Source organism: Citrobacter braakii, from assembly GCF_002075345.1.
Classification (GTDB): domain Bacteria; phylum Pseudomonadota; class Gammaproteobacteria; order Enterobacterales; family Enterobacteriaceae; genus Citrobacter; species Citrobacter braakii.
The window spans coordinates 569,124-593,137 of record NZ_NAEW01000001.1 but is presented as its reverse complement, the minus strand read 5'-3'; the positions used below and the strand labels follow the sequence as shown (position 1 = coordinate 593,137).

Genomic DNA, 24,014 nt, shown 5'->3' with positions numbered 1-24,014 from the left:
TGTGGGTAACACTATGACTAACGGATTATTTGGTTGCCGCTTTAATGATATCGAGCGCTTTGGCGAACTGATCCTGCGGGATCGTCAGCGGATAAAGGAAACGAATAACGTTGCCATACTGACCGCAGGTCAGCAGCAGTAATCCTTGCTCAAGGGCTTTCTTCTGCACGCGTTGTGCGGCGGCTGCGTTGGGTTCTCCCGTCGCTGCATCACAGAATTCAGCGGCGATCATAGAGCCTAAGCCGCGCACTTCGGCCAGTTCAGGACACCCGGTTTGCGCGTCAGTCAGAGTGGCGCGCAGTTGTTCGCCAAGAGCTGCCGCACGCTGGCACAGCTGTTCATCACGAATAATATCCAGCACCGCATGAGCTGCCGCAATTGACAGCGGGTTTCCGGCGTAGGTTCCGCCCAGACCACCCGGCGCAGGCGCATCCATAATTTCAGCTTTGCCCACGACGCCAGACAGCGGCATGCCGCCTGCAAGGCTTTTTGCCATAGTCATCAGGTCAGCTTTGTCAGCGTAGTGGTCCATCGCAAACAACTGGCCCGTACGGGCAAACCCGCTTTGCACCTCATCGGCGATCATCACGATGCCATGCTCGTCGCAAATACGGCGGATGGCAGCCACAAACTCCGGCGGCGCCACCACGAAGCCCCCTTCACCCTGGACGGGCTCGAAAATAATCGCCGCGACCTGAGTGGGATCGATATCGGCTTTAAACAGGCGCTCAATCGCTTTGATGGAGTCCGCCGTAGAAATCCCCTGCAACTCGCAAGGATACGGCGCGTGGTAGACGGAGCCAGGGAACGGGCCGAACCCTTTTTTATACGGCGCCACCTTGCCGGTTAACGCCATCGTCATGTAGGTACGCCCATGAAAACCGCCGCCAAAAGCAATAACGCCAGGACGGCCGGTATGTGCGCGCGCAATTTTCACCGCATTTTCGACCGCTTCAGCCCCGGTGGTGAAGAATGTGGTTTTGCGCTTGCCGTCGATTGGCGCAACGGCGTTGATTTTCTCCGCCAAAGACACATAGCTTTCGTACGGGACAATCTGATAAGCCGTATGGGTAAAAGCCTGCAGTTGCGCTTCGACTGCCTGCACCAGGCGAGGATGACGGTGTCCGGTGTTCAGCACGGCAATCCCGGCGGCAAAATCAATGTACTGATTGCCTTCGATATCGGTAATTGTGCTGTTTTCTGCTGACTGGGCATAAAAATCACACATTACACCCACGCCACGCGGGGTGGCATCCAGACGACGTTGTTGCAGGTTTTTATTGTTCATTCTCTACACCTTGTCCATTAATACATTTAGGTTGAATTACCCTTTAAATTTAGACGCCATCTGGTACTTTAATCGAGAGCCAAATCGTTTTATTTTAAGGATCCAAATGCGTTCACTTGCCGGAGATGTGATCAAGCAGGCATTTAGCCAGCAGACCGATGAAAAGCTGCATCGTCGCCTGTATGCCGCCATCTGCAGTTGCATCCTCGAAGGTAGCCTGAAACCGGCTACCCGAATGCCTCCGTCGCGTGACCTGGCAGGCGAACTGACGCTATCGCGCAATACCGTCCTGCGGGTTTACGAGCAATTGCAGGCCGAAGGTTATATTTCCGCGCGCACCAGCAGCGGCACATTTGTCACCGACAGCGTGCTGGACAATCTTGACCTGCGTCCCCACAAAGAGCCCGTTGCCGCCACACTGGAGGATCACACCCGCTTATCTGCCCGCTGCCTTGAGCTGCTGGGCCATGCCAGCGCCAGCCCTCGTCAATGGGGCGCATTTATTCCAGGCGTACCTGATGTGGAGCATTTCCCTCACCGGGTACTCAAAAAAATTCAGGATCGGCTGGCGAGACGGTTGCGCCCGGAGTTTCTCACGTACGATGCCGCAGGCGGCGTGACTGAGCTGAAAGAAGCGCTGGCAGACTATCTGCGCACCGCACGCGGGGTACGGTGTTCACCGGCGCAAATTCTGATTACTGAAGGTATTCACCAGGCGCTGGATCTGGTGACCCGGACGCTATGCAACCCGGGGGATAACGCCTGGATTGAGGAGCCGGGCTACTGGGGAATCAAAAATATTCTGCGCATCAATGCGGTTAACTTTTCGGCGATCCCGGTTGATGAACAAGGTATGGTGCCGCCAGAGGCTGGCGAATCCGCGCCAAAGCTGATTTTTGTGACACCGTCACATCAATATCCGCTCGGTTCGGTAATGAGCCTCAACCGCCGTCGGGCACTACTCTTTCGCGCACGTGAAACGCGAAGCTGGATAGTGGAAGATGACTACGACAGCGAATTTCGCTTTTCCGGCCAGCCAATTCCATCATTGCAGGGACTGGAAGAAGAGACGCCGGTCATCTATATCGGGACATTCAGTAAAACACTCTACCCCGCACTGCGGCTCGGTTATGTGGTACTGCCCAAACCGCTCGCCGCGCCGCTGAAGAAGGTTCATAACGACCTCTATCGTGGTGGACATTTGCTGATTCAGGCAGCGCTGGCGGAGTTTATCCGCGAGGGTTACTACGCGGCGCACATTCGTAAAATGCGCCAGTTGTACAGTCGTCGCCGCCAGACGTTGGTAGAGCTTATCAGTCGCCAGTTGGGCGAGCAGTATCTTGGCTCCTTCAGCAGCAACGCCGGGTTACATATGATTCTACAGTTGCCCGTCGGGAGCGATGACGTTGTCATTGCCCAACAGGCAAATGCGCAAGGGTTGCTGGTGCGCCCGCTGTCTCGCTATTACGTGAATGAAGAGAAACGCAGCGGCCTGCTGCTGGGATTTGCCAGTATTGAAGAGCATGAAATGGCGTCGGCGTTTACCCGACTGGTGGGTATTATCAGAGTAAACGCCGTTTAAGCACTGCCGGATGGCGCTGCAAGCACCTTGTCCATCCGACATGCTGTTTAATGTGACGCTTTTTTAATTCCTGCCAGGTCCTCCTGGCTTACTTCGCCATTCCCTTCTCCCCAACTTTTACGCACGTAATTAATCACGTCGCGCATTTCGTTGTCGCTTAACATGCCACCGTAAGCCGGCATCTTAAAGGAGACGCTGCCACGCGTTGTCGGTGTTTCTGCGCCGTGGGCAATCACTCTGAATAGCGGCGTCGGGTCATCAACCATCACCAGCGGATTGTTGATCAAAGAAGGTGCGTTATCATCCGTACCTTTCCCCTCCAGACCGTGACAGGTGGAGCAGTAACGGTTATAGGTCACTTTGCCCGCCTCGGGTGAATTCGACCAGGACACCGTAGTTGCCGCTGCGCGCACCGTTTCAGGCTTCTCGCTTTTCAGGCTCAGCAGATATTGCGCGATCGCCGTGGCATCGTCATCGGTCAGATACTGTGTACTCTGCGTGACGACTTCTGCCATCGAACCTGAAACCGCGGCATGCTTGCTTTTACCGGTCAGCAACAGCGATTTTAATTCCTGCTCAGACATTCCCGTGCCGCGCAGCGAGGGCGCATACCAGCCGTCGATCATCGCGCCGCTCAGGTACTCGGCATCAGCATTGGTATACGCTTTTTCGTTCATCGCCATGCCTCTCGGGGTATGGCAAGAACCGCAGTGTCCGGGACCTTCCACCAGATAAGCGCCCCGTTTTACTAACGCAGCGTTGTCATCCGTTTTAGCACGCTCTACAGTCGTCGCTGGCGCGTCGGTAAATAGCCAGTTCCAGATATGCAGCGGCCAGCGGGCGGAGAGTAGCCACGGAATGGCATTCTCTTTATTGGGCTGCGCAGAGGGGGTGACATCATGCATAAAATAGCGATACAACGCCTGTACATCGTCATCAGAAAGTTTCGCGTAAGAGGGATAAGGCATGGCCGGATAGAGCGGATGACCATCTTTAGCAATTCCCTGACGTACGGCCTTGTCAAAATCCTCGTATGAGTAATTACCAATACCCTGGGTCTTGTCTGGGGTAATGTTGGTCGAATAAATATCCCCTACCGGAGTAGGAAACTTTTTGCCACCCGCCATCGCCGCCCCCCCTTCGGTGGTATGACAGGCCACACAGTCAGAGATACGGGCGATATATTCGCCATTAGATTCCGCTGCACTCACAGAGGCGGTAAACAAACAGGCGGCAAGAACGGTTACGTTACGCATAGATCACCCCATATCCTTGAGTTCATTAACCGCACGCCATGCCTGGTCGATGGCCGTATGGGCATAAGCGCCCCAGTCAGAATCGGAATTAGCGATGGCAATGCGACCAACTGGCTGACGCGCCCGCTCGATAATTTCTGGCATTTTATCCATATCATCGAACAACGCGTTGGCGTAATACGCATAGCCATGCGCCCAGCGGTTAACTGTAATGGCGGAGATATCGCGTTGATTATCAAAGCCCGTTGAGCCAAACATTTCCTGCAACTGGGAGCGAATCATCTCCTCATGCGTCGCAAATGTGGTCCCCAGTAAATACGCTCGCCCCAGACGGAACTGTTCTCTGGCCGACAAATTACTGCCCGGATAAGTAGGCACATAGACCATGTGAATGACCATCGGATCGTCCGGTGAGGCCGGGTGTTGATACCCGCCGATGCTGACCGGATAGTCGAGCTTAATCCGGCTGTAAGGTGCCGCCGGAGAGTAAAATTCATGCACGCCAAGCTGTTTGAACGCCTGCCAGTTTTTGACCACCACGTTGGTGTACACCAGCGGTGCCTTCACGTTCAGTTTGAGATCCGCCTGCTGCTGTTCCGGCATCTCAGGCACCAGATACGGGATCATCATGTTATAGCCCGCCATGATGGTGTTTTTACCGCGCACGCGATGCATTTTGCCGTCACGCAGATAGGTCACCACCACGCCATCCTTTGTGTTGGCCGCATTAATCACCGTGCTATTCAGACGCAAGCGCGTGGTGTTTTCCGGCAGATCCAGCTTTTCGTAATGCAGTCTGGCAAGGACAGAGTCTTCCATCGTGTTACCCGGTAGCGCATCCGGCAGCATATACCTGACTAACAGTCGGGCCAGCCCGGCGTTACCGTCAGGGAAATGGTAAACATACGGCTCTTCGAGGTCGGCCAGCGACTCGCCGTCCAACGGCGGTATTCCCAGCGCCTCCATGCCGGGTAATGCGCACGCCCTGGCATCGCTACAGGAAATGCCTTCAATGCCGATGGCAAAGAAGTCATTAGAACGCTGCTGAAAATAGAGCAGCGCCATTTTGCTCAAACCAACTTTTGTGGCCAAAAATTCACTGTAGCTGTGGGTATCCAGCCATTCCATTTTCTCATCGACCGTCATGCCCGGAAGATAGTCGCCAGGATGGACGTGCAGGTCGATCAACGCCTTTCGGTCGTGCTCACTTAGCGGAAAATCATTGATAAAGTCTTCAATTTTACGGCCATTGAGCCTGTTCGGCGGGATATCATCAGATACCGCGCGCCCCGGATCGCCGCTGACGATTTTTGTTTCGCCAAAATTCTTTTTGTCGAAGAAAACACCGCGACTGAGCTGCCAGTCGGGGTAGAAGTTTACGTCAAAACTCTCTTTTAACCGCGTGACGCTGACGCCCACGGTTTCCATCAGTTTTTGCACCTCAGGGCTGAAATTGTGCGCGGGCGACTGGAATGCTTCGCTGCCGCCATAGCCGAGTAATTTCTTACCTGAGCTCGTAAATTCGTTACGTTTGGCGTGTCCGCCAAAATCGTCATGGTTATCGAGGATCAGGATCCGGCTATTTTGCCCGGCAAGCTGGCGCCAGAAACAACCGGCAGCCAGCCCGCTAATACCGCCGCCCACAATCACCAGATCGTACTCTTCCTCAACGGGCAGAGCGTTTAAATCAAAATGTTTATGCTCGCGGCCTACTGCATGCGCCATTTCAAACGATCCAGGATGATTACCCCGCAGCCCCGTCAGCCCTGGCGGATAATAATTTCCATCTATAAATGCGTTTCCCTTTCCTGCCGCCCTGACCCATTCCAGCGGGGTAAGCCCCGCCGCAATAGTCACCGCGACGCCGTTGAGAAAATCACGTCTGGTAATTGCCATTAACTTTTTTCCTTATTGCTACACACTGCCCTAAATACGACACAAATAAGAGATGTCCCCCTTCATAGTAATAAAGGGGTACAGCCGACTATTTCCCTGGCTTTAACTCTTCATCCAGTTTTTTAGAATCATAATAATCACCCTGCCAGGTGATTTTACCTGCTTTAACATGAATATAGCTGACACCTTCAAATTTTATCGGATTATTTGTCGGCGGACTCCCTGCCCATTCACCACTATTTTTGCCAGAAAATTCCCAACGAAACGCCACGGTATCTTCGTCGTAAACGGGTTTGCCGACCATTTTCCAGCTCAGGTCTGGCACCGCCTTGATAAAGGCACCGATAACGTCTTTTTCAGCTTTTTCTCTGCCATTTATCGGTTCGCCAGCGGCGGCATCATAATAGACTGCGTCATCAGCAAGATATTGCGCGGCTCGCGAAGCATCGTGTGCATTCCAGGCCGCCATGTACTCTTTAACGGTATTCAGCGATGTGCTTTCTGCCAGGCTATAGCCCGAGAACATCATGAATGAAAGCACCGCTATGTTTAATGTTTTCATCGACATCCTCTCTATTCAGAAATGTCACACATGATATGTTTCACCCGGGTATATTCTTCGAGCGAGTAGGATGAGAGATCTTTGCCATAACCCGATTTTTTGAACCCGCCGTGCGGCATTTCGGCGCACAGAGGAATGTGATTGTTAATCCACACGGTGCCAAAATCGAGGTCAATGCTGAAGCGCTGTGCGCGACCATGGTTACTGGTCCAGACGCTGGCGGCCAGACCATATTCCACATCATTCGCTTTGTGTAGTCCCTCTTCATCAGTCGAAAACGACTGAATAGTCATTACCGGTCCAAATACTTCATGCTGAATAGCTTCGTCATTTTGATGCAATCCGGAGACGATCGTCGGCTCAAAATAGAAGCCCGGACCTGGCCCGGTACGCCCACCTGTTTCAATTTTTGCATGTGCCGGTAAACGCGCAATAAAGCCTTTCACCTGCTCCAGTTGGTTTTTACTGTTCAATGCGCCATATAGCGCAGCCTGATCCGCTGGCGCTCCAAATTTAATACTCTTCGTTTTCTGAACCAGCTTTTCCAGGAATTCAGCGTAGATGGATTGTTCGACCAGAATACGCGTAGCCGCCGTGCAATCCTGGCCAGCATTGAAGAAGCCTGCCGTGGTGATCGTCGCGATCGCCTTGTCCATATCTGCATCAGCAAACACCACCGCAGGCGCTTTCCCGCCCAATTCCAGATGCGCCTTGGTCAGGTTCGCCGCTGCCGAAGCCGCAACCTGTAGGCCCGCTCGGACCGAACCGGTAATCGAAACCAGTGAGGCCTTCGGGTTTGAAACCACCAGCGAACCGGTGCTGGCTTTACCTAATACGACGTTAAACGCCCCTCTTGGGAACAACGGCGCGGCCAGTTCAGCCAACAGCAGCGTGCTGACCGGCGTGGTGTCGCTGGGTTTTAATACGACCGTATTGCCTGCTGCCAGCGCTGGCGCAATCTTCCATACCGCCATCATGAACGGGTAGTTCCATGGCGTGACTTGTCCAACGATACCCAGCGGTTCACGGCGGATAGTCGAGGTAAACCCGGCGGAATATTCCCCTGCCGCTTTCCCTTCGAGACAGCGCGCCGCACCGGCAAAAAAGCGGATGGCATCGCAGGATGCCGCGATCTCTTCCTTCTCAATAAAATGGCGAAGCTGACCGGTCTCCTGACTCTGCGCGTTCACCAGCCGCTCAACGTTTCGTTCAATCTCATCTGCCAGTTGCAATAACGCCTTTTGCCGCTGTGCCGGCGTCGATTTTCGCCAGATGATAAACGCCGCCTCCGCCGCCGAGTAGGCCTGCTCCACCTCTTCCGCATTGGCGTTGGGTGATAATGCGTACGTTTCGCCGTCGACCGGACTCACCAGTTCGAAGGTATCTTCGCTACGACCTGCTACATATTGCCCATTGATAAAATGCTTCAGGGTTTTCATGTCTGTCTCCTGTCCGTTAATACATAAAGAATCTTATGTAATATATATATTGTAAAAGATTTTCAAATGCGCAACATTGACACTATGATAAGCCTCGCATTTTTAACTTAATTTTTACATTTTCGAGATAAGGCTTTTCATCGTGAGCCAACGCGTTTGCTCAGCTCATCATGAGGTTATCGGGACACACATCCGCTTGTGCAGTGACGTTGCGCATAGGCATGTAAAATAACTCGGCCATTCTTACCTTCCTTGCCCGACGGGCATGTGTTAAAAATGGTCGTTGTTTCAGGGAATTGAGTGCAGAAAAGATTATGATTACTCACGCGGTCATATTTGCGCCTATCGGGCAGGTCAGTCGTTCAGACCAGATAGTGCAGCGCCTGTCAAACGCCATTATCACGGGGTTGCTGGAGCCAAAAGAACAGCTCCCCAACGAAACTGATTTGGCAAAGATGATGGGTGTCTCACATATCACTATCAGAGAAGCGCTAAACACGCTTCGGGCTAATAATCTTATCCATACGGTTCGTGGTCGTAATGGCGGGAGCTTCGTTTGCGAAAATATTGATGGCAAAAACAGCGCCCTGCATCCGTTCAAAGCGATCAGTACGGATTATCTTTCTGACCTGGGCGAAATGCATTGCGCCATTATCAGCCATAGCGCAAGGCTGGCTTCCAGACGGATGACCGGCGCGGATATCGCCAAATTTCGCGAGTTTGTTGAGGTGCTCAGCAAGGCAAACTCACCAGAGCTTATGACCCAGGCCGATATGCGCTGTCTACTGGCGATAGCTGCCAGTTCACATTCGGCGCGACTGGCCAATCAGGAGCTGCAGGTCCAGGCTGAATGGGCATCGCTGGTGGCGATACTTTATCGCGCAGACAACATTCATGCCGAAATTATTGCGCTTTACTCGGCACTGGCCGATGCGCTGGCTGCTCACAACGAGGCAGAATCCGTGCAGCTTGCCACACGGATCATCGACTCGTTTACCTATTACCTTATTGAAAAAAAGCTGAAATATAACTCGAACTGACAATCAGTGAAGGCAGGACAGACAATGAGCTCTTCGACATCCTTAAGCGCATTAATTCGTAAGATTGATGATATTACCGCCTCTACCGTAGATTCTACCGTTGCGCTGGCGAGGAGCATCCATGAGGCGATTTCCGGGGTGCAAAAGGCCTCAGCAGAAGTTGTCCTCGATCCATCGGTGAGATCTACCGTTCAGCAACACATCAAGCGCACCCTCAGTAACAATCATTACTGTTCAGGGGCCGGGTTCGCCAGCCATATTGAGAGCACTGCCACCACAAAAGAGTATTGGCTGCTGGAATGGTGGTATAAGAAAGATAATGGTTTGAGTCAGGCGCACCTCGATTTAGATCAGGCCACCCAGCAACGTCTGGATTTCAGAACCTTCGAGTGGTTTAAGCACTCACCTCCGGCAGGAAAAGCCTATATCCACGGTCCCTACGTCGACTATATCTGCAATATTTCCTACACCCTGACCTCGGCAGTGCCGATCTACTACAACGATCAGTTTCTTGGCGTTGCCGCCGTCGATCTGCTGGTCAGTCAGATTGAGGCCGAACTGCTTTCCTACGCTCATCCTGACTATGTCATTCTGACCAATCTGGAAAACAGAATTATCTTTTCCAGTTGGCCACGTTTTCGCGTGGGTGAATTACTCTCTCCCGCAAACAGTACCGTTGTTTATCAGAGCGACTACTTTATCCTTTATCACTATCAAAACTAAGGGCCCGAAGGCCCTTAGTGTTTAGTTATCCTGCCCCATATTCAGCTTGTTAGCGTAGGCAATGGCGTCGTTTTCCGGTGCCGCAGAGCGACCAAACGGTCGGGTCAGGAACATATAGATAAGCCCGGAGCCAACGACAATCGCCAGGCCGAACAGTACCGTCCAACGGTCGATGAAATCGCTACTGTCTGCCGGTTGCGCCAACAACCAGATCCCACACAATCCATAGGCTAGCGCCAGCACGTTCACAATCACGCCCCAACCGCCAATGGTCCACTCCCCGGCCGGTTTCCAGCCTTTCAGGCGCTGGCGCAGTGCGGCAAGCACAACCATCTGGAACGAGATATAAATACCGATGACGGCAAACGCGGTAATACGCGACAGATTGTCTGGCTGGAAATAGACCCAAACGCAGATGATGACTGGCAGCAGACAGCTAACAACCATCGCATTATCCGGAACACCATTTTTAGAGATCTTTGACATCCACTCACTTCCCGGCAGCATTCTGTCGCGGGAGAAAGAAAAGATAAGGCGGCTTAACGCAGCCTGCAGAGACAAAATGCACGACAGCATCGCCACAATCGCGACGATGATAAAGATAGTTGCGCCAGTTTCACCAAGAGCTTCATTAAGGATGGCCGGAATCGGGTCAGACGTTTTGCCATTCACGATACTGACCAGATTTGGTGAAGCCAGGAGGTATCCCATGACGGAAATAATCGCCGAAATCGCACCAAATACGATGCTTAAAATCATCGCAACCGGGATCTTTTTACTTGGATTCTGTACCTCTTCCGCAACGTTACCGCAGGCCTCAAAGCCAAAGAACATAAACAGCCCCATCAGCGCGGCAGACATAAATGCGGTGGAATAGCTGCCGTCATGCGCCAGCACGCCCATCGAATCAAAAATTACGGAGAATGGCTGCGAACGGTGGAATATTAGCAGATAAATTCCCAGCGCAATCACGCTAACGATTTCACACCAGAAGCCAATTTTTGCGACCCGAGCCAGATTTTTAGTCCCGGACATATTAACAGCCATCATCAAAAGCAGCAGCAGGACGGAAGTCGCCAACATAGTGGCTGGCGTCTGACCATAGTGAAAGAGCGACTCAACAAATGTTGAAGTATATTCCGCGATTGACGTAATGGTGACCACCAGTGCCCACAGGTAAATCCAGGCAGCGATCCACGCATATTTCTTGCCCCATAACCTTCTGGCCCACGGATAAAGCCCGCCGGTTATCGGATACTGGGAAGCGACCTCACCAAACACCAACGCCACCAAAAGTTGTCCACATGCGACGATTAAAATCCACCAGACTGCGGGCGGCCCCGCCAGCGTTACGGCCAGTGCAAACAGCGAATAGACGGCGGTAAGCGGCGAAAGGTAGGTAAAACCCAACGCAAAATTTGAAATAAGACCGATCGAGCGATTGAACTGTTCTTTGCCATCTTTTTGAAAATTATCGTTTTTCTTATCAGGTGTCTGTTCCATATAGCTTTCTCTTTTGTGGAATAGTCGCAGGGTTGAACAATTAATGTATAAAAGATATTAAGTTATATGTATAGTGATTTTGTCGCTAATTTGTTAAAAATGATCGCACATCACGTTAATGAAAAAGTGAAAGTAGAACAGTCGAGGGCACAAGCATTTTTCGGTATTTACGCTTCACGGTTCTTTAGCAATTGCGAATTGTTGACCAACTGGCGGGTAAACAGGCACCTCGAATTGAGTTCGACGCTAAGTAGCAAGAATCGCTGCTGTTAAGCAACATTTTTGCAATATAATAATGTGATGTTAAACGCTGAACCTGAGCAGGTGAATGATGGAAATTGATCTCGATAATCTGGTCTTTGATGGACTGGAAGAAGCGCAAGAGCGTAATGCTGAACGTCTGGAAGATGCTGACAAGAAAGCGCAGGACATTATTGCTGATAATGACTGCGGCGACGCCTGTAAAATCTGATTTCCAAACCGGCGCAATGCCGGTTTTTTTACCGCCAGACTATGCCCCTCCTCTTATCTACATTTCCCATCGCGTTTACCCATTTTTAACACCGCTTTCACTAATAACATTTTGTAAATAGATAAGAATTTTTTCTTATTTTGTCCTGAACGTAAGGTATGGGAGCGTAAAAAGCACAAACCAAAAACGACAGGGATTTACATCATGATGGCAACGAAAACTTACCGCGCTAAAAAAACACTGTTGGCACTCGGCGTGCTGCTGGCCACCGGCATTGCCGCCTCGCAGGCTCAGGCTGACCAACTGGCCGATATCAAAGCCGCAGGTGTAGTAAAAGTTGCGACATTCGACGCGAATCCGCCGTTTGGCTCCGTCGATGCCAAAACGCATAAGATTGTCGGCTATGACGTTGATTTTGCTGAAGCGCTGGCAAAATCCCTCGGCGTAAAACTGGAACTGGTAGCGACTAATCCGGCAAACCGCATTCCGTTATTACAATCCGGTAAAGCCGATTTAATCGTGGCGGATATCACGATTACGCCTGAGCGGGCGCAGGTCATTGACTTCTCCGTCCCCTATTTTGTTACCGGGCAGCAGTTCCTGGTACCGGCCAAATCCCCGGACCAGCTCGATGCATACAGCAAAGCGCGAATCGGTGCGGTGAAAGGCACTACCGGTGAGCAGGCGCTCCATCAGCGCTTCCCGCAGTCGCGTGTGCTGGCCTACGACGATATTCCACTGGCGTTAACCGCGCTACGCAATGGCAATGTTCAGGCCATCACCCAGGACAGTACGATTCTGGCCGGTCTATTAAGCGGTGCGCCGGATAAAGCAGATTTCAAAATTCTGCCAGACCTGCTGAGCAAAGAAGAGATTGGCGTGGGAGTGAAAAAAGGTGAGCCAGCGCTGTTAAAAGCCGTCAATGATGAGCTTTTGAGGCTGGAATCTACCGGGCAGGCGGCAAAAATATATGATGTCTGGTTTGGCCCTGAAACCAAAAATCCGCAACCCCGCGCCTTTAAAATAGAAGCGAAGTAATATGCTCTCAGCCCTGTTTCATCGTTGTGCAGTTTCCGCGGCGGATTTTACCCATTTGCGCCAGGCAAGCGTCGAACTGCGCAATGTCATCAAACAGTTTGACACTCACACTGTACTTAACGGCGTCAGCCTGTCAGTTGAACCCGGTGAAGTGGTGACTATTCTGGGCCCTTCTGGCTCAGGAAAATCCACGCTTATACGCCTTATCAACCAGCTTGAGTCGCTCAGCGGTGGCGAAATTTTCATTGATGACAAACCAATTAGTCAGTTGCGCGGGGCAGCATTACGCCAGTTACGCAGCCGTATCGGTTTCGTTTTTCAGCAATTCAATCTCTATTCGCATCTGACAGCGCATCAGAACATCTCACTGGCGCTGGAATATGTTCACGGCTGGAACAAGGCGGCAGCGGCGCGTCGGGCACTCGAATTGCTGGATCAGGTGGGACTGGCAGAAAAAGCGAGCGCTTATGCCGCACAGTTGTCCGGTGGGCAGCAACAGCGCGTGGCCATCGCCCGCGCGCTGGCCTCATCGCCGCAAATCCTTCTGTTTGATGAGCCCACCTCCGCGCTGGATCCAGAAATGATCGGCGAGGTATTACAGGTGATGAAAAACCTGGCCCACAGCGGTATCACCATGATCGTCGTGACCCATGAAATGCATTTTGCCCGTGAGATTGCCGATCGCGTGGTATTCATCGATGGCGGAGAAATTCTTGAAGTGGCCGCGCCGGAGGATTTTTTCACCCGGCCACAGCACCCGAGAACCCAGCGTTTCCTGAAAAAAGTGCTCGACCCGTTACACCAGGAGTCATCGCTATAATGCTTGCAATGGACTGGCAGGGAGTGCTGAGCGGGCAACCTCTGCAATGGATAATTTCCGGTTTTCTCACCACGCTCTGGGTGACACTGGCAGGTGTCGTACTCGCCACGCTCATTGCCATCTTCCTACTCGGGCTGCGTCTGACGGGCCATCGCTTCAACAAAGCGGTGGTCAGTGTATGGGTTTCGGTGTTTCGCAACACGCCTTTACTGGTGCAACTGATGTTCTGGTATTTTGCCGCATGGAACTGGCTGCCCCGCAACGTCATTACCTTCATCAATGCAGAGCATCCCTGGTCTATTCTGCCAGGCGATGTCTGGTGGTTAACACCAGAGTTTATCTGTTCAGCATTGGGGCTGGGCGTATTTACCTCGGCATTTTTGGTCGAGGAGATCGCCTCTGGTTTACAGGCGGTTTCTGCCGGACAACGTGAGGCTGCCGTGGCGCAGGGTTTTTCATCCTGGGCAACGTTTCGTCACATTCTGCTTCCTCAGGGACTGACGAACGCCTGGCAACCCATTGTTGGGCAATACCTTAACCTGATGAAACTTTCCTCGCTTGCCAGCGGTATTGGATTTGCTGAGCTCACCTACCAGGTGCGGCAAATTGAGAGCTACAACGCGCACGCGCTGGAAGCCTTTGCTGTTGGCACTGCGCTCTATCTGTTCACCGGCATCGTTCTGGGTATGCTGCTTACGCGTCTTGGCCCACGGCCTGCATCGGGTAAATCGTCCAAGGTTAAAACGCGTATCTTCAGCGTCAGGAGCATACTGCATGATCGCTAACATTTCGGTCATTACCGACAATCTTGATTATCTCCTGTGGGGACGGGTGGCGGATGGACAACCCGGCGGCGTTCTGCTCACGTTGTTGATGGCTCTCGGCGCGGCGCTGCTGGCCTTGCCTGGTGGGATAGTTCTTGCCTGCTGCGCCTGGCGTTTTCCGGGCACGGTTCGCAACGGGTTGTTTATCTGGGCGGAGTTTATTCGCGGCATTCCGCTAATCTTTGTGATTTTCTGGATGTGGTATTTGCTACCCATGCTGACCGGAAGCGATCTCCCCGGAGCCGTTACCGTGACGCTGGCGCTGGCATGGTTCACCGCTGCCTCGGTCATGCACTCAGTGTATGCAGGAATTAGCGCGCTGCCTGGCGGGCAATATGATGCTGCCGTGGTTCAGGGTTTTCGCCCGTATCAGGCCCTGTGGCTTATCTTATTGCCGCAGGTGCTGCGTAACGTACTGCCATCGCTGACGGGGATTTTTATTGGATTACTGAAGGACACGTCGCTGGCGTTTATCGTTAACGTGCCGGAACTCACAACGGTTGCGGGTCAGGTTAACAGCCGGGTACAAATCTATCCGGCAGCCATTTTTATTTTTACGGGACTGGTCTATTACCTACTGTGCCTGAGTCTGGAGAAAATCACCCAACGCCGCTTCGCGTTAAAATGAGATCACGGCTCAACATTCCACAAACTGGTGGTCTTCGTTGAGCCGATATTTCACGCCCGCCCGGATGTTATTTTCCCCCTCAACGGCAAGCGCAAAACGCATTCTCTCGCCATCGTGATAGGCCAGCGCCGCACAGCCGCCGGGACCGAGTATTATCGAATCGACAACACCGGTACTGGCAACAACGGCGTTCTCTCCGCTGGCAATAATGTGGATGTTGTCGGCGCAGTTGGCGATTTTAGACTCTGCGCCAAAACAGGCCAACTGAGTTAAATCACCACCGCAAGCAATCCGATTTCTGTCGCCGAGCGAACTGATGCGTACGCGCATGCCGGTACTGGCGATACGCGTCCCGTCACCCACGCTACTGATACGTGCCGAATTTCCCGCAACCGCAATTCGCCCGCGATCGCCTGAACTGCCGATATGCGCGTTATAGCCTACGCTACCAATACGTGCGCTGTAACCTGCGCTGGCGATCTGTGCGGCATACCCGGCGCTGGTGATTTTAACGTTATCGCCTGCACAACTGAATCGGGCATTATCTTCTGCACTCGCCAGCGGACGGCTGATTTCCCCCGCCGTTTGCACACGGGAAATATTCCCCATCGCGCGAATATCCTGCTGGGCAAAACTCGCCTCTTCCCGCCATTTTGACCAGCCGTATTCCACCAGACTATTTGCCCAGTCTGTATACCCTTCCCGCTGGAGCGCACGATGGACATCAGCATAGCTTCCGCCAGTTGGAAACGCGCGTAGAAACCAGCGATACATTACGGGCCCAACGCGCCAGGCCCGTAAGTCACTTCGCGTAATCATCATCGCTTAATGCCGGTGATAGCCATCCACCATACACTTGAAGGTTTCGCCCGGCGTACGACCTGTCGTGCAGAGATAAAGATGCCCAAAAATGAAAAACAGACTGATTATTGCCAGCGCGAAGTGCGCCTGGAGCAACCAGTAACGCACGCCGGGGAACAGGTCACCGACAACCGTCGGATAGAGCGATAACAACCCTGAGATCAGCAGCAGTGGCAGTAAGCCATACATCACGCCAACATAGGCCGCCTGCTGTAGCGGGTTGAATTTACAACGCTTTGATGCCGGGAATGGGTGTGACTCGCCCTGCATAATGCCAAACAGGTAAAAACGCGTTTGTCTTTGCGCTCGTCCGATCCAGCCCTGACGTTGAATAATATAGTGATGCCCGTTGCCGCCAATCAGATTGATCAGGACAAAACCAATCCAGCAGGCGAGCAGCAAAAAGCCGCAGATCTCATGCACGGTAAGCAGGCTTTTCATCACCGACGCACTGACGACGGAGAAGTGATTGACCAGGCCACTGACCAGAAGTAGCAGAAATAGCAGCGCATTCGACCAGTGCCACAAACGAACGGCCTTCGAGTATAAATAGACTTTCTCACCGTGCCCTGCCGACGCTTTATGTGCGGCCCGAAAGCGCAGCATGGCGTGTAGCGCCAGCACCAGCCACATCCCCACCAGCATTAATCCGGCGATGACCAACCACACAGGCCAGTAGTCCGGTGAAAACAGGGGAACATACTGCGCAAGCTGGGCGTGAAACTGTTCGGCATTCTGCGACGCGTTCATACATTTTCCTTTTTAATCAAATGTTGACCGAACCGACGATACAGATGGGGTTTCCCGGCGCCTGCAAGTTGATGCTCGTAATACTTATTTTCTCTCAACCAGGTCTGAATTTCCGGGCTATCTTCGCGACCAAAAATCAGCGCATGTTCCGGGCAGGCGTTAACACAGATCGGCGGGAAACCTTTCGCCAGACGAGATTCAGCGCAGAAGTCGCATTTATCCGCCACTTTGGTCTGCGGGTTGAGATAACGCACCTGATAAGGACACGCGCCAATACAGTAACTGCAGCCGATACAGGAAGACGTGTCTACCCGCACAATGCCGTTGTCATCTCGCCATGAGGCGCCGGTCGGACACACCTCAATACAGGGGGCATCATCACAGTGCTGGCAGGACTGACGGAAGTAGTGATACAGCGTTTCGTTGTCGTTGTCCGAAACCGGAATATGAGCTATCGACAAACGGCTACCCTGCGCAGGAACATGGTTGGTTTTCCTGCATGCGCGGGCGCAGATATTACATCCGTTACACAGTGATTCATCGTGAATCATGACGTAATGTACGTCTTTAGAACTCCTGGTACTCGCTAACAGATTTTGACCTGGGCCAGTGAAAAAAATCACCGTCCCCATGCCAATGACAAATTTTCGTCGGGTGAAGGACATCGGGTTATCCTCTAATACTGTGACAGTGGTCGTCCACACGTTCCATGACATCAACCTGAATAATTCAGGGGTTCTGATACTGCTCAACCTCAAGCCATTCGCACAGGCCGTACGCTTTGCCATAACTCATAAAACGTTCGCTGAACAAATAAGGCTCCGCATTTGACGATTCCACAGTCCGTATATCTGCATAATCAGGATGCGTTTCCATGGCCGTGAGCGCAGCGGCAATCTGTTGAGACTCAAAGCGATACGGCGGTTGCGTCAACATGGCGACCTTATAAGGGCGAGGATACGTTCGACAGTCGAAGCGTACCGCCTCGGCAATCGCACGGCAGATGTCGTTTTCCACCACCTGCACACACATGTCGGCGTAATTTGCCGTCATGGTTTGCGTCGAATAGAAATATGCTTCTTCCGCACCCTGCACACAGGTGATATCCGCACCATTCGCGTCCTGGCCCAGCACATCCAGCAGCGCGGAAAGATCGGTTTCAGGAACCGAATAAGGCGGCAGCAAAAAGACACTGCGCGCCACCAGTTGCCCCGATGCTGAATGCTGACGGATAAAATCTGCCACAATCGACTCCGGGCTGGCTGGTTCCTGAACCTGGGGCGCATTCATCTGTTCTACAGGCGGGTGAAACGCCTGCAGCCACTGTCTCTTTCGGCTATCCACTTCGTCAGGAAACGCCTCAACGGGGGTCAGAACGTCGCTCACGTTAGTCATCTCGCATTCCTTACGCCGGCAACAGATCTTGTGCAGCCAAATCAGCGGCTACATCTTCAAGTCCGAGTCGGTTCAGGGTTTCACGCGTTGGGCAACCCAGCTCTGGATCCCAGCCCATTTCCTGATAGAACATCGTCAGCGACTGACGCATATCTTCCCTGTCCATCTTGTCGGTCCCTTCAGTGAAGACCGGGATCTTCGGATCTTTATCAAACACCCAGGAGCAGATGAGATCGTGCTCATTGCGCATATCTTTGGTTTGCATCAATTTGACCGTATAGGCACGGTGCAGGGTAAAGATGCGTTCAGCGGCCAGGTCCAGACTCTCCTGCGTGGTTTCATCGCCGGTGACCGCCTGGAAGAATTTTGCTTCCAGATCCAAATCTCCGCGATAGTTACGGCTCTTGAGTGGTGAAACCGTCATCGGCCACACCCAGTTGCACAGCGTAACCGCGTTATGCAGGCAGACTTTCAGCAGCGTCCATTTGGCATATTTGATCTTGGCGGCATTGATCGGGGTGTAGTTTTTGGTTTCGTCGTATGCATCCTGCGAACCAAATAGCTCGCCCGCCACTTCGCGCTGTAATTTCAGCGGTAAACCGGAACCGATGAAGTTGATATGGGTGTGCGCCATACAGTCACGGTTAAACATACAGTTGGTGATCGCCCCCACCTGTGCAGAGGCCTCGTTTGCATGGTGGACAGGAAAACCAAACGGCGACCACAGTTTATTTTTGGCATAACCCCAGTACTCTTCGCCCAAATTCCAGCGTTCAGCAATGGCATACGATCCGTCCGCAAGATGGCTGAGTTCCCCCACGCGATGCGCCAACCGGTAGTAAAAATCCTTAATAAAATGAGGATCGCCCGCTTCCAGCTGATCCCAGCGGATCTCCGCATACTCTTCAGCTGGCAGTACGCGCTTAAAGACGCCTTTCGAATAGCAGTAAGTAAAATCACGGTGCAACTGCCCGTAGTTACACCAGATGCCATAATCGTCAAACAGGTTCAGACCAATCAGATTTCCCACCACGCGCCCATCGTCTTTATCGTCGAAATCTTTCGGGCCATTGGGGAAAATGGTGGTGTGGACAAAGTTCGCCACGCAGGTGTTACCGCCAGTACTTGGCACGCCAAAATCTTTCACCCGCGGGACATTGAGCTGCGACATACAGCGAATGGGGCATGAATGGCAGCCGCTCATTTTGACCGTGTATTTCTCAGCGGCTGGCCCCAGATCGAACACGGATTTATAGGTACGGAAACCCACGGTATTCTGGTTACCCGGCGGGATTTCCCCGGTTTCGATTGGTCCCCCTTCTGCCGCGCCCCAGAACAGTCCCTTACGGGCCGTCCAGCGCGAGTTTGGCGAAGAGTATTCTGCCCAGGCCTGCGGGGTGCTTGGCACAACGTGGTTGTTGTTGGCACCGATGAGCTCGGTCATCATGTAATCATTGAGCCGCTTCATCTCTTTACGATCGGCAATATTGACCCCTTTGGTCCCTTCTACCGCAATAGCCTTCAGGTTTTTCGACCCCATTACCGCGCCAGTACCGGCGCCTCCGCTGTGGTTGCGACTGTTGATCATGCAGGAGAGCGGCACCAGATTTTCACCCGCCTGACCAATAGCGGCGACGCAGGTTTCCGGGCTGGTAATGCGGCAAATCTCTTCGGTTGTGGCACGCGTTCCCTTACCCCACAGGAAATCGGCTTTTTCGATGCTGACCTTTTCGTCTTTAATGTTGATCCAGACAGGCGTCGCGGACTTGCCTTCGATAATAATGGCGTCGTAACCGGCGAATTTCATTTGCGCAGCAAAGAAGCCGCCCATATGAGCATCCACCACTAAATTGCCTTTGGTAAAAGTCGATAAGGAGGTGATATTGACGCGGGAGCTACAAGGGGCACCAGAGCCCGTTAATGGCCCGGTGGCGAAAACCAGTTTATTCCCTTCATCGAAAGGCATGGTGCCTGGCGGGACTTCGTCGTACATAATTTTATAACCAAAGCCCATCCCGCCGACAAATTTTTTAAATTTACTGGAATCTTCAAGGGTGATATTCCCCGTGGTGAGATTGACCCGTAAAATATTACCTGTCCAACCATTAGCCATCATGTTTTCCTTTGCAAGAAGGTTTAATAGATATACCCGCCATCCTTCAGGCAGTTTTTTTTTGCAAAACTGCGATATTTTTGGCAATTAATGACGCGTATCAGGCATACCTGCTATCTATCAAACAGTAATATCTTTCCACTCGATAATTTTTAATGCCCCAGTCGGACAAGCATTGGCGCACTCCCCACATAACACACATTTTGAGGATTTTTTTGTTTCAGTATTCACGGTCGCCATCATCCACGGGCAGGCGGTGGTACAAGCGCTGCAGCCAATACAACGTTTATGATCCACCGCAATACAGCCGTCTTCCTGTTTCCAGGTAATAGCGCCAATGGGGCAGACCTTCATGCATTGCGGATCTTTGCACTGACGGCAGGTATCAGCGGTATAGTTTAAATCGCCATACAGTCCGCCACCGGACCCGACGCCATCATCGCCAAAGAAGAAGTTGCGATGGATTTTTATACGGGAAAAGAAAGTCCCCACGGCACCATCGTTATAATTGGTACAGGAAATTTCACAGCGGTGGCAGCCAGTACAGCGCGCTCGCTGGGTCACCAGCACCCCTTTCGGCGTATTGATAAGCCCCACGGTACCGCTGTCGATATCTTCCTGCTTACAGCCAAAAAGTGATAACAGTGCAGGGGCGATGGTTAATCCCGCCAAACCTTTTCCTGATATCCGCAGAAATTCAAGCCGCGTTAAACCACAATCTAAAAATGGACGATCAACCTGATTCATTTATTTCGCATCCTCTTCGCAAACGCTGTGTTAGCAACACCTCCAGGCTAAATTAAACCCGTGCAACTCAAGCCATTTCGGGCGGTTAATGTTGCCAACAACACGTAAATTTTTGCCCTAACCTGATCGCGTAAAATGACGGTGGTTAAACTGAATGAATCTAATCCTTTAGGGTTAGGCGTAAAGATAATGTGGTTATTCAGCGCTCATAGTTTTGATCGTCATCAATTAAAAAACGGAAGGGAAATAATAAATGCGGAGTGAGATTTATTATCATTAAGATAAGTTGAAATAATATTTCACATGCTTTGCAAATATTTGTGACTCTACTCGCATATATATTTTAATATATCATTCGGAATATAACTCAATATACAGCGAAGGTTACTCCTCTAATTGCAGCACTAAATTATATATATTGATAAATTAACGTGACGAGAATAAAAGGACGGCGAACGAGACCACCATCCTCTTTTTGTGGATTAACCGGCTAATGCTTTAATGACGGTCTCAATAGCCTGTTTTTCTAACTCGCTGCGCTTCACACGCTGGTTGGCGAGGGTGGTTCTCAGTACTCCCGCAATGACGATATGCTTAGGCTCTTGTCCCAGATCGCGCATTTCCAGCACTACTTTACCGACTACTCTGCACATTTCACGGTACAACTCATCGTCTTTGGTCTGATTTCCCATTTTTTCCCGCTCGTCATTAACTCAAACCAACAGCATATATCAGTCTGACGGATTAGACAAAATTCAATGAAAATCAAATAAATGTCATAAATTTACTGAATCCTCTGCAGTCGATTAACCAGTTCAGCAAGACTCCCCGCCTGCATTTTTTCCATCACCCGCGCCCGATGAACCTCAACCGTGCGCACGGCAATATTCATGGCATCAGCAATTTCCCGATTCATTAACCCTTTTGCTACCAGTTGCGCCAGCTCTCGCTCCTTTGGCGTAAGCTGCTGATAGCAAACCACGATCTCTTGTCGCGAAAAGGCGGCGTGAGAAATCTGCACTGCATGCTCTAACGCCGCTTGCAGAGGCGCGGCGGAAACCGGCTTTTGCAAAAAATCGACCGCACCGCGTTTCATTTGCTCAACCGCCATCGGCACATCGCCATGCCCGGTGAGAAATACCACCGCCAGCGTACTCTCACGCTGGCGCATGGCTTCATGCACAGCATGCCCATCCAGTACAGGCATACGCATATCCAGCAAAAGTACGCCCACCTGATGCAGATTTGCCTCGGAGAGGAATGTTTCGCCTTGCTCCCAGCAACACACCTCATATCCCAGACTTTCCAGTAAAAACGCGCAAGCCTGGGTGACGGCGATATCGTCATCCAGCAGATGAATGATTGCCACGACGGCCTCCCTCCGGATTTTGCTTAAAATGTAATGTCACTACCACGCCCGCTTTTTCATCTGGAGCCTGATGATTTTTGATCTCAATGTCTCCGTTTGCGTAGCGCACCAGCCGCTGGCAAATGGCTAGCCCCAGCCCCATGCCCTCTTTACGGGTGGTCATAAACGGCTGAAAAGCCTGGTACAGCTGCACCTCATCAATACCTCCGGCGTTATCCTGCACCTGAATACTCATATCACCATCCTCACGCTGAGCGCTAAACCACACGGTGGTTGCCCCCGCCTGGGCGGCGTTGAGAACCACATTGGCCAGTACCTGTTCGAGGAGAACACTTGGCAACGTTAATGTTAACGCCTTACCGATCTGCGTTTGCAGCGCTACCGCCGGGAATTGCTGTGGCATGCGTAATAATTGCCAGACGTGATGGATAGCATCGTGAACGTTGACGACCTGCCAGTCATCGGTCATCACCGGATTGCCCTGTGCCTGGCTGACCCACTGGCGAAGATTGTGCAGCGTATCAGCCCCCCGCTGCGCCTGGGTATCAATGTGCTCCAGCGCGGGCAGCAGCGGATGCTGTTGATCCTGACTACGCAGGCGGATCAGACAGCCCTGCGCATAATGACGGATAGCCGATAGCGGCTGATTGAGCTCGTGGGCAAAACCCGACGTCATCTCGCCAAGCACGCTCATTTGGCGAGCGGTTTCCAGCTCCTGTTCCTGTTTGCGCAACAATACGTTGTTTCGCTCCAATTGCCTGCCGCGTCGGCGGACCAGCAACATCACCCAGATGTAATTGAGCGTCAGCAACAACAGTACGAGAGCCGCGGCCCCCATCGCCAGCCGATGTTGAATAAACCAGCTTTTGACATCCAGCCACAACTGGCGCTGCTGCGGATGCTGGCGGACATCGCGCAGCAACGCTTCCACCTCGCGGGTCGAGGCGGGCGCCCCCCAGCGAAACGTCGCGTTTTGCGGCGCATTGAACAGGGCCCGCGTGACGCGATCGGCCAGCTCGTCGCTTACCGCAGGCAGTGCCGCAAATGACCAGTCAGGATAGAGCGGCGTACTGGTTAAACAGGGAATCGACGTTGGATGGTTAAGTACGGCCGTAAAATCTGTTTTACGAATAAGCCCTTCTTCGTCCATTTTTTCCAACAGGCACACCGGCACAATCACCGCCTGTACGGCTTTTTCACGTAATAAATAGAGTAAGGCATCGGCGGGAAATCCGGTAAACGTCAGGCGCAAATCGCGCTCCGGGCGCAGGCCGGCATCGCTGAGCGCTTTATATCCCAGCAAATAGCCGCCAAATGCCTGAGCATCAATGGCACCCACCGTTTTGCCGATCAGATCGTGTGCGGAGGTTATCCCGCTATCGCGCCTGACGAGGATCGCGCTGCCAATCACATTACTGGTGGCTTTCCCCCCGCGAGTAGAACGGAGTGACGCCAGCCAGCGTAGCGCAGCGCGGCTGTTTAGTTGAACAAATTGCGCCGGATTCGTGACCACAAATTGTACCGTTCCACGATTCACCGCCTCCTGCATTTGCCGCAGGTCCAGCGGTTGAATATGAAACTGTTCGCCGGGAATTTGCTGATTCAACAGGGTTTCCAGCGGCTGCCAGTGATTACGCGTGGAGACCTCCCCACGCATCGCCAAAACGCCAATGTTCCATGTCTGAGCCCTGACCACACCGCTTAGCAT

At 52.2% G+C, this 24,014-nt stretch carries 23 protein-coding genes; 8 read left to right on the top strand and 15 right to left on the bottom strand.

Annotation, left to right across the window (positions count from 1 at the left end; translation table 11 throughout):
• Positions 1 to 25: 25 nt before the first annotated feature.
• Positions 26 to 1,288, bottom strand: a complete 1,263-nt coding sequence (puuE, locus tag BZK42_RS03090) for a 4-aminobutyrate transaminase (protein ID WP_016152939.1) — start codon at positions 1,286 to 1,288, stop codon at positions 26 to 28.
• A gap of 106 nt (positions 1,289 to 1,394) precedes the next feature.
• Between puuE and pdxR the strand changes: the two genes are divergently transcribed.
• On the top strand, positions 1,395 to 2,870 hold the full coding sequence (gene pdxR, locus BZK42_RS03085) for a MocR-like pyridoxine biosynthesis transcription factor PdxR (RefSeq protein ID WP_080858732.1): 1,476 nt from the start codon (positions 1,395 to 1,397) through the stop codon (positions 2,868 to 2,870).
• 47 nt (positions 2,871 to 2,917) lie between these two features.
• Here pdxR and BZK42_RS03080 read toward each other — a convergent pair whose 3' ends face one another.
• From BZK42_RS03080 to BZK42_RS03065, 4 genes are all read right to left on the bottom strand, one after another.
• Entirely contained in the window at positions 2,918 to 4,126 is a 1,209-nt protein-coding gene (locus BZK42_RS03080) for a c-type cytochrome (protein WP_080858731.1), read from the bottom strand.
• Positions 4,127 to 4,129: 3 nt separating this feature from the next.
• A complete protein-coding gene (locus BZK42_RS03075) occupies positions 4,130 to 6,022 on the bottom strand; it encodes a flavin monoamine oxidase family protein (protein ID WP_016156387.1) in 1,893 nt (630 codons plus the stop codon).
• 88 nt (positions 6,023 to 6,110) lie between these two features.
• Positions 6,111 to 6,584 (bottom strand): ester cyclase, encoded by a 474-nt coding sequence (locus BZK42_RS03070; protein ID WP_080858730.1) that lies wholly within the window; start codon positions 6,582 to 6,584, stop codon positions 6,111 to 6,113.
• A gap of 11 nt (positions 6,585 to 6,595) precedes the next feature.
• Positions 6,596 to 8,023 (bottom strand): aminobutyraldehyde dehydrogenase, encoded by a 1,428-nt coding sequence (locus BZK42_RS03065; RefSeq protein WP_080858729.1) that lies wholly within the window; start codon positions 8,021 to 8,023, stop codon positions 6,596 to 6,598.
• Between the two features lie 314 nt (positions 8,024 to 8,337).
• Between BZK42_RS03065 and BZK42_RS03060 the strand changes: the two genes are divergently transcribed.
• Positions 8,338 to 9,063, top strand: coding sequence for a FadR/GntR family transcriptional regulator (locus BZK42_RS03060; RefSeq protein ID WP_016152933.1), 726 nt, complete (start codon positions 8,338 to 8,340; stop codon positions 9,061 to 9,063).
• Positions 9,064 to 9,087: 24 nt separating this feature from the next.
• Positions 9,088 to 9,786, top strand: a complete 699-nt coding sequence (locus tag BZK42_RS03055; protein WP_080858728.1) for a cache domain-containing protein — start codon at positions 9,088 to 9,090, stop codon at positions 9,784 to 9,786.
• A gap of 21 nt (positions 9,787 to 9,807) precedes the next feature.
• On the opposite strand, the gene BZK42_RS03050 is transcribed toward BZK42_RS03055, so the two are convergent.
• Entirely contained in the window at positions 9,808 to 11,289 is a 1,482-nt protein-coding gene (locus BZK42_RS03050; RefSeq protein ID WP_016152931.1) for an APC family permease, read from the bottom strand.
• A gap of 331 nt (positions 11,290 to 11,620) precedes the next feature.
• Between BZK42_RS03050 and BZK42_RS28170 the strand changes: the two genes are divergently transcribed.
• The 5 genes from BZK42_RS28170 (at position 11,621) to BZK42_RS03030 (ending at position 15,071) form a co-directional block, all read left to right on the top strand.
• Positions 11,621 to 11,761 carry a hypothetical protein gene (locus BZK42_RS28170; RefSeq protein ID WP_016152930.1) on the top strand — a complete coding sequence of 47 codons (141 nt, stop codon included), beginning with the start codon at positions 11,621 to 11,623 and terminating at the stop codon, positions 11,759 to 11,761.
• 204 nt (positions 11,762 to 11,965) lie between these two features.
• Positions 11,966 to 12,799 (top strand): ABC transporter substrate-binding protein, encoded by an 834-nt coding sequence (locus tag BZK42_RS03045; RefSeq protein WP_047417771.1) that lies wholly within the window; start codon positions 11,966 to 11,968, stop codon positions 12,797 to 12,799.
• A gap of 1 nt (position 12,800) precedes the next feature.
• Positions 12,801 to 13,619 carry an amino acid ABC transporter ATP-binding protein gene (locus BZK42_RS03040; protein ID WP_047417775.1) on the top strand — a complete coding sequence of 273 codons (819 nt, stop codon included), beginning with the start codon at positions 12,801 to 12,803 and terminating at the stop codon, positions 13,617 to 13,619.
• Positions 13,619 to 14,404 carry an amino acid ABC transporter permease gene (locus BZK42_RS03035; RefSeq protein ID WP_080858727.1) on the top strand — a complete coding sequence of 262 codons (786 nt, stop codon included), beginning with the start codon at positions 13,619 to 13,621 and terminating at the stop codon, positions 14,402 to 14,404. Before BZK42_RS03040 ends, BZK42_RS03035 begins: the two co-directional genes overlap by 1 nt.
• Complete coding sequence (locus tag BZK42_RS03030) at positions 14,394 to 15,071, top strand: amino acid ABC transporter permease (protein ID WP_019076692.1); 678 nt, start codon at positions 14,394 to 14,396, stop codon at positions 15,069 to 15,071. The genes BZK42_RS03035 and BZK42_RS03030 overlap by 11 nt, the downstream gene beginning before the upstream one ends.
• A gap of 9 nt (positions 15,072 to 15,080) precedes the next feature.
• Here BZK42_RS03030 and ydhT read toward each other — a convergent pair whose 3' ends face one another.
• The 9 genes from ydhT to ttrS form a co-directional block, all read right to left on the bottom strand.
• Positions 15,081 to 15,893: a protein YdhT gene (ydhT, locus tag BZK42_RS03025; protein WP_016152925.1), complete on the bottom strand. Its 813-nt coding sequence runs from the start codon at positions 15,891 to 15,893 to the stop codon at positions 15,081 to 15,083.
• Positions 15,894 to 15,896: 3 nt separating this feature from the next.
• Positions 15,897 to 16,682: a thiosulfate reductase cytochrome B subunit gene (gene phsC / locus BZK42_RS03020; RefSeq protein ID WP_046274688.1), complete on the bottom strand. Its 786-nt coding sequence runs from the start codon at positions 16,680 to 16,682 to the stop codon at positions 15,897 to 15,899.
• Positions 16,679 to 17,347, bottom strand: coding sequence for a 4Fe-4S dicluster domain-containing protein (locus BZK42_RS03015; RefSeq protein ID WP_016152923.1), 669 nt, complete (start codon positions 17,345 to 17,347; stop codon positions 16,679 to 16,681). The genes phsC and BZK42_RS03015 overlap by 4 nt, the downstream gene beginning before the upstream one ends.
• 64 nt (positions 17,348 to 17,411) lie before the next feature.
• Complete coding sequence (locus BZK42_RS03010) at positions 17,412 to 18,077, bottom strand: YdhW family putative oxidoreductase system protein (RefSeq protein ID WP_046274687.1); 666 nt, start codon at positions 18,075 to 18,077, stop codon at positions 17,412 to 17,414.
• 10 nt (positions 18,078 to 18,087) lie between these two features.
• Entirely contained in the window at positions 18,088 to 20,190 is a 2,103-nt protein-coding gene (locus BZK42_RS03005) for an aldehyde ferredoxin oxidoreductase (RefSeq protein ID WP_019076689.1), read from the bottom strand.
• Positions 20,191 to 20,310: 120 nt separating this feature from the next.
• The gene (locus BZK42_RS03000; protein ID WP_016152920.1) at positions 20,311 to 20,937 is read right to left on the bottom strand and encodes a ferredoxin-like protein; all 627 of its coding nucleotides are present in this window, start codon (positions 20,935 to 20,937) and stop codon (positions 20,311 to 20,313) included.
• 482 nt (positions 20,938 to 21,419) lie between these two features.
• Positions 21,420 to 21,629 carry a fumarate hydratase FumD gene (gene fumD / locus BZK42_RS02995; RefSeq protein ID WP_003029345.1) on the bottom strand — a complete coding sequence of 70 codons (210 nt, stop codon included), beginning with the start codon at positions 21,627 to 21,629 and terminating at the stop codon, positions 21,420 to 21,422.
• Positions 21,630 to 21,721: 92 nt separating this feature from the next.
• Positions 21,722 to 22,306: a tetrathionate respiration response regulator TtrR gene (ttrR, locus tag BZK42_RS02990; protein WP_049268696.1), complete on the bottom strand. Its 585-nt coding sequence runs from the start codon at positions 22,304 to 22,306 to the stop codon at positions 21,722 to 21,724.
• Positions 22,281 to 24,014 (bottom strand): tetrathionate respiration histidine kinase TtrS, encoded by a 1,734-nt coding sequence (gene ttrS, locus BZK42_RS02985; RefSeq protein WP_227021734.1) that lies wholly within the window; start codon positions 24,012 to 24,014, stop codon positions 22,281 to 22,283. Before ttrS ends, ttrR begins: the two co-directional genes overlap by 26 nt.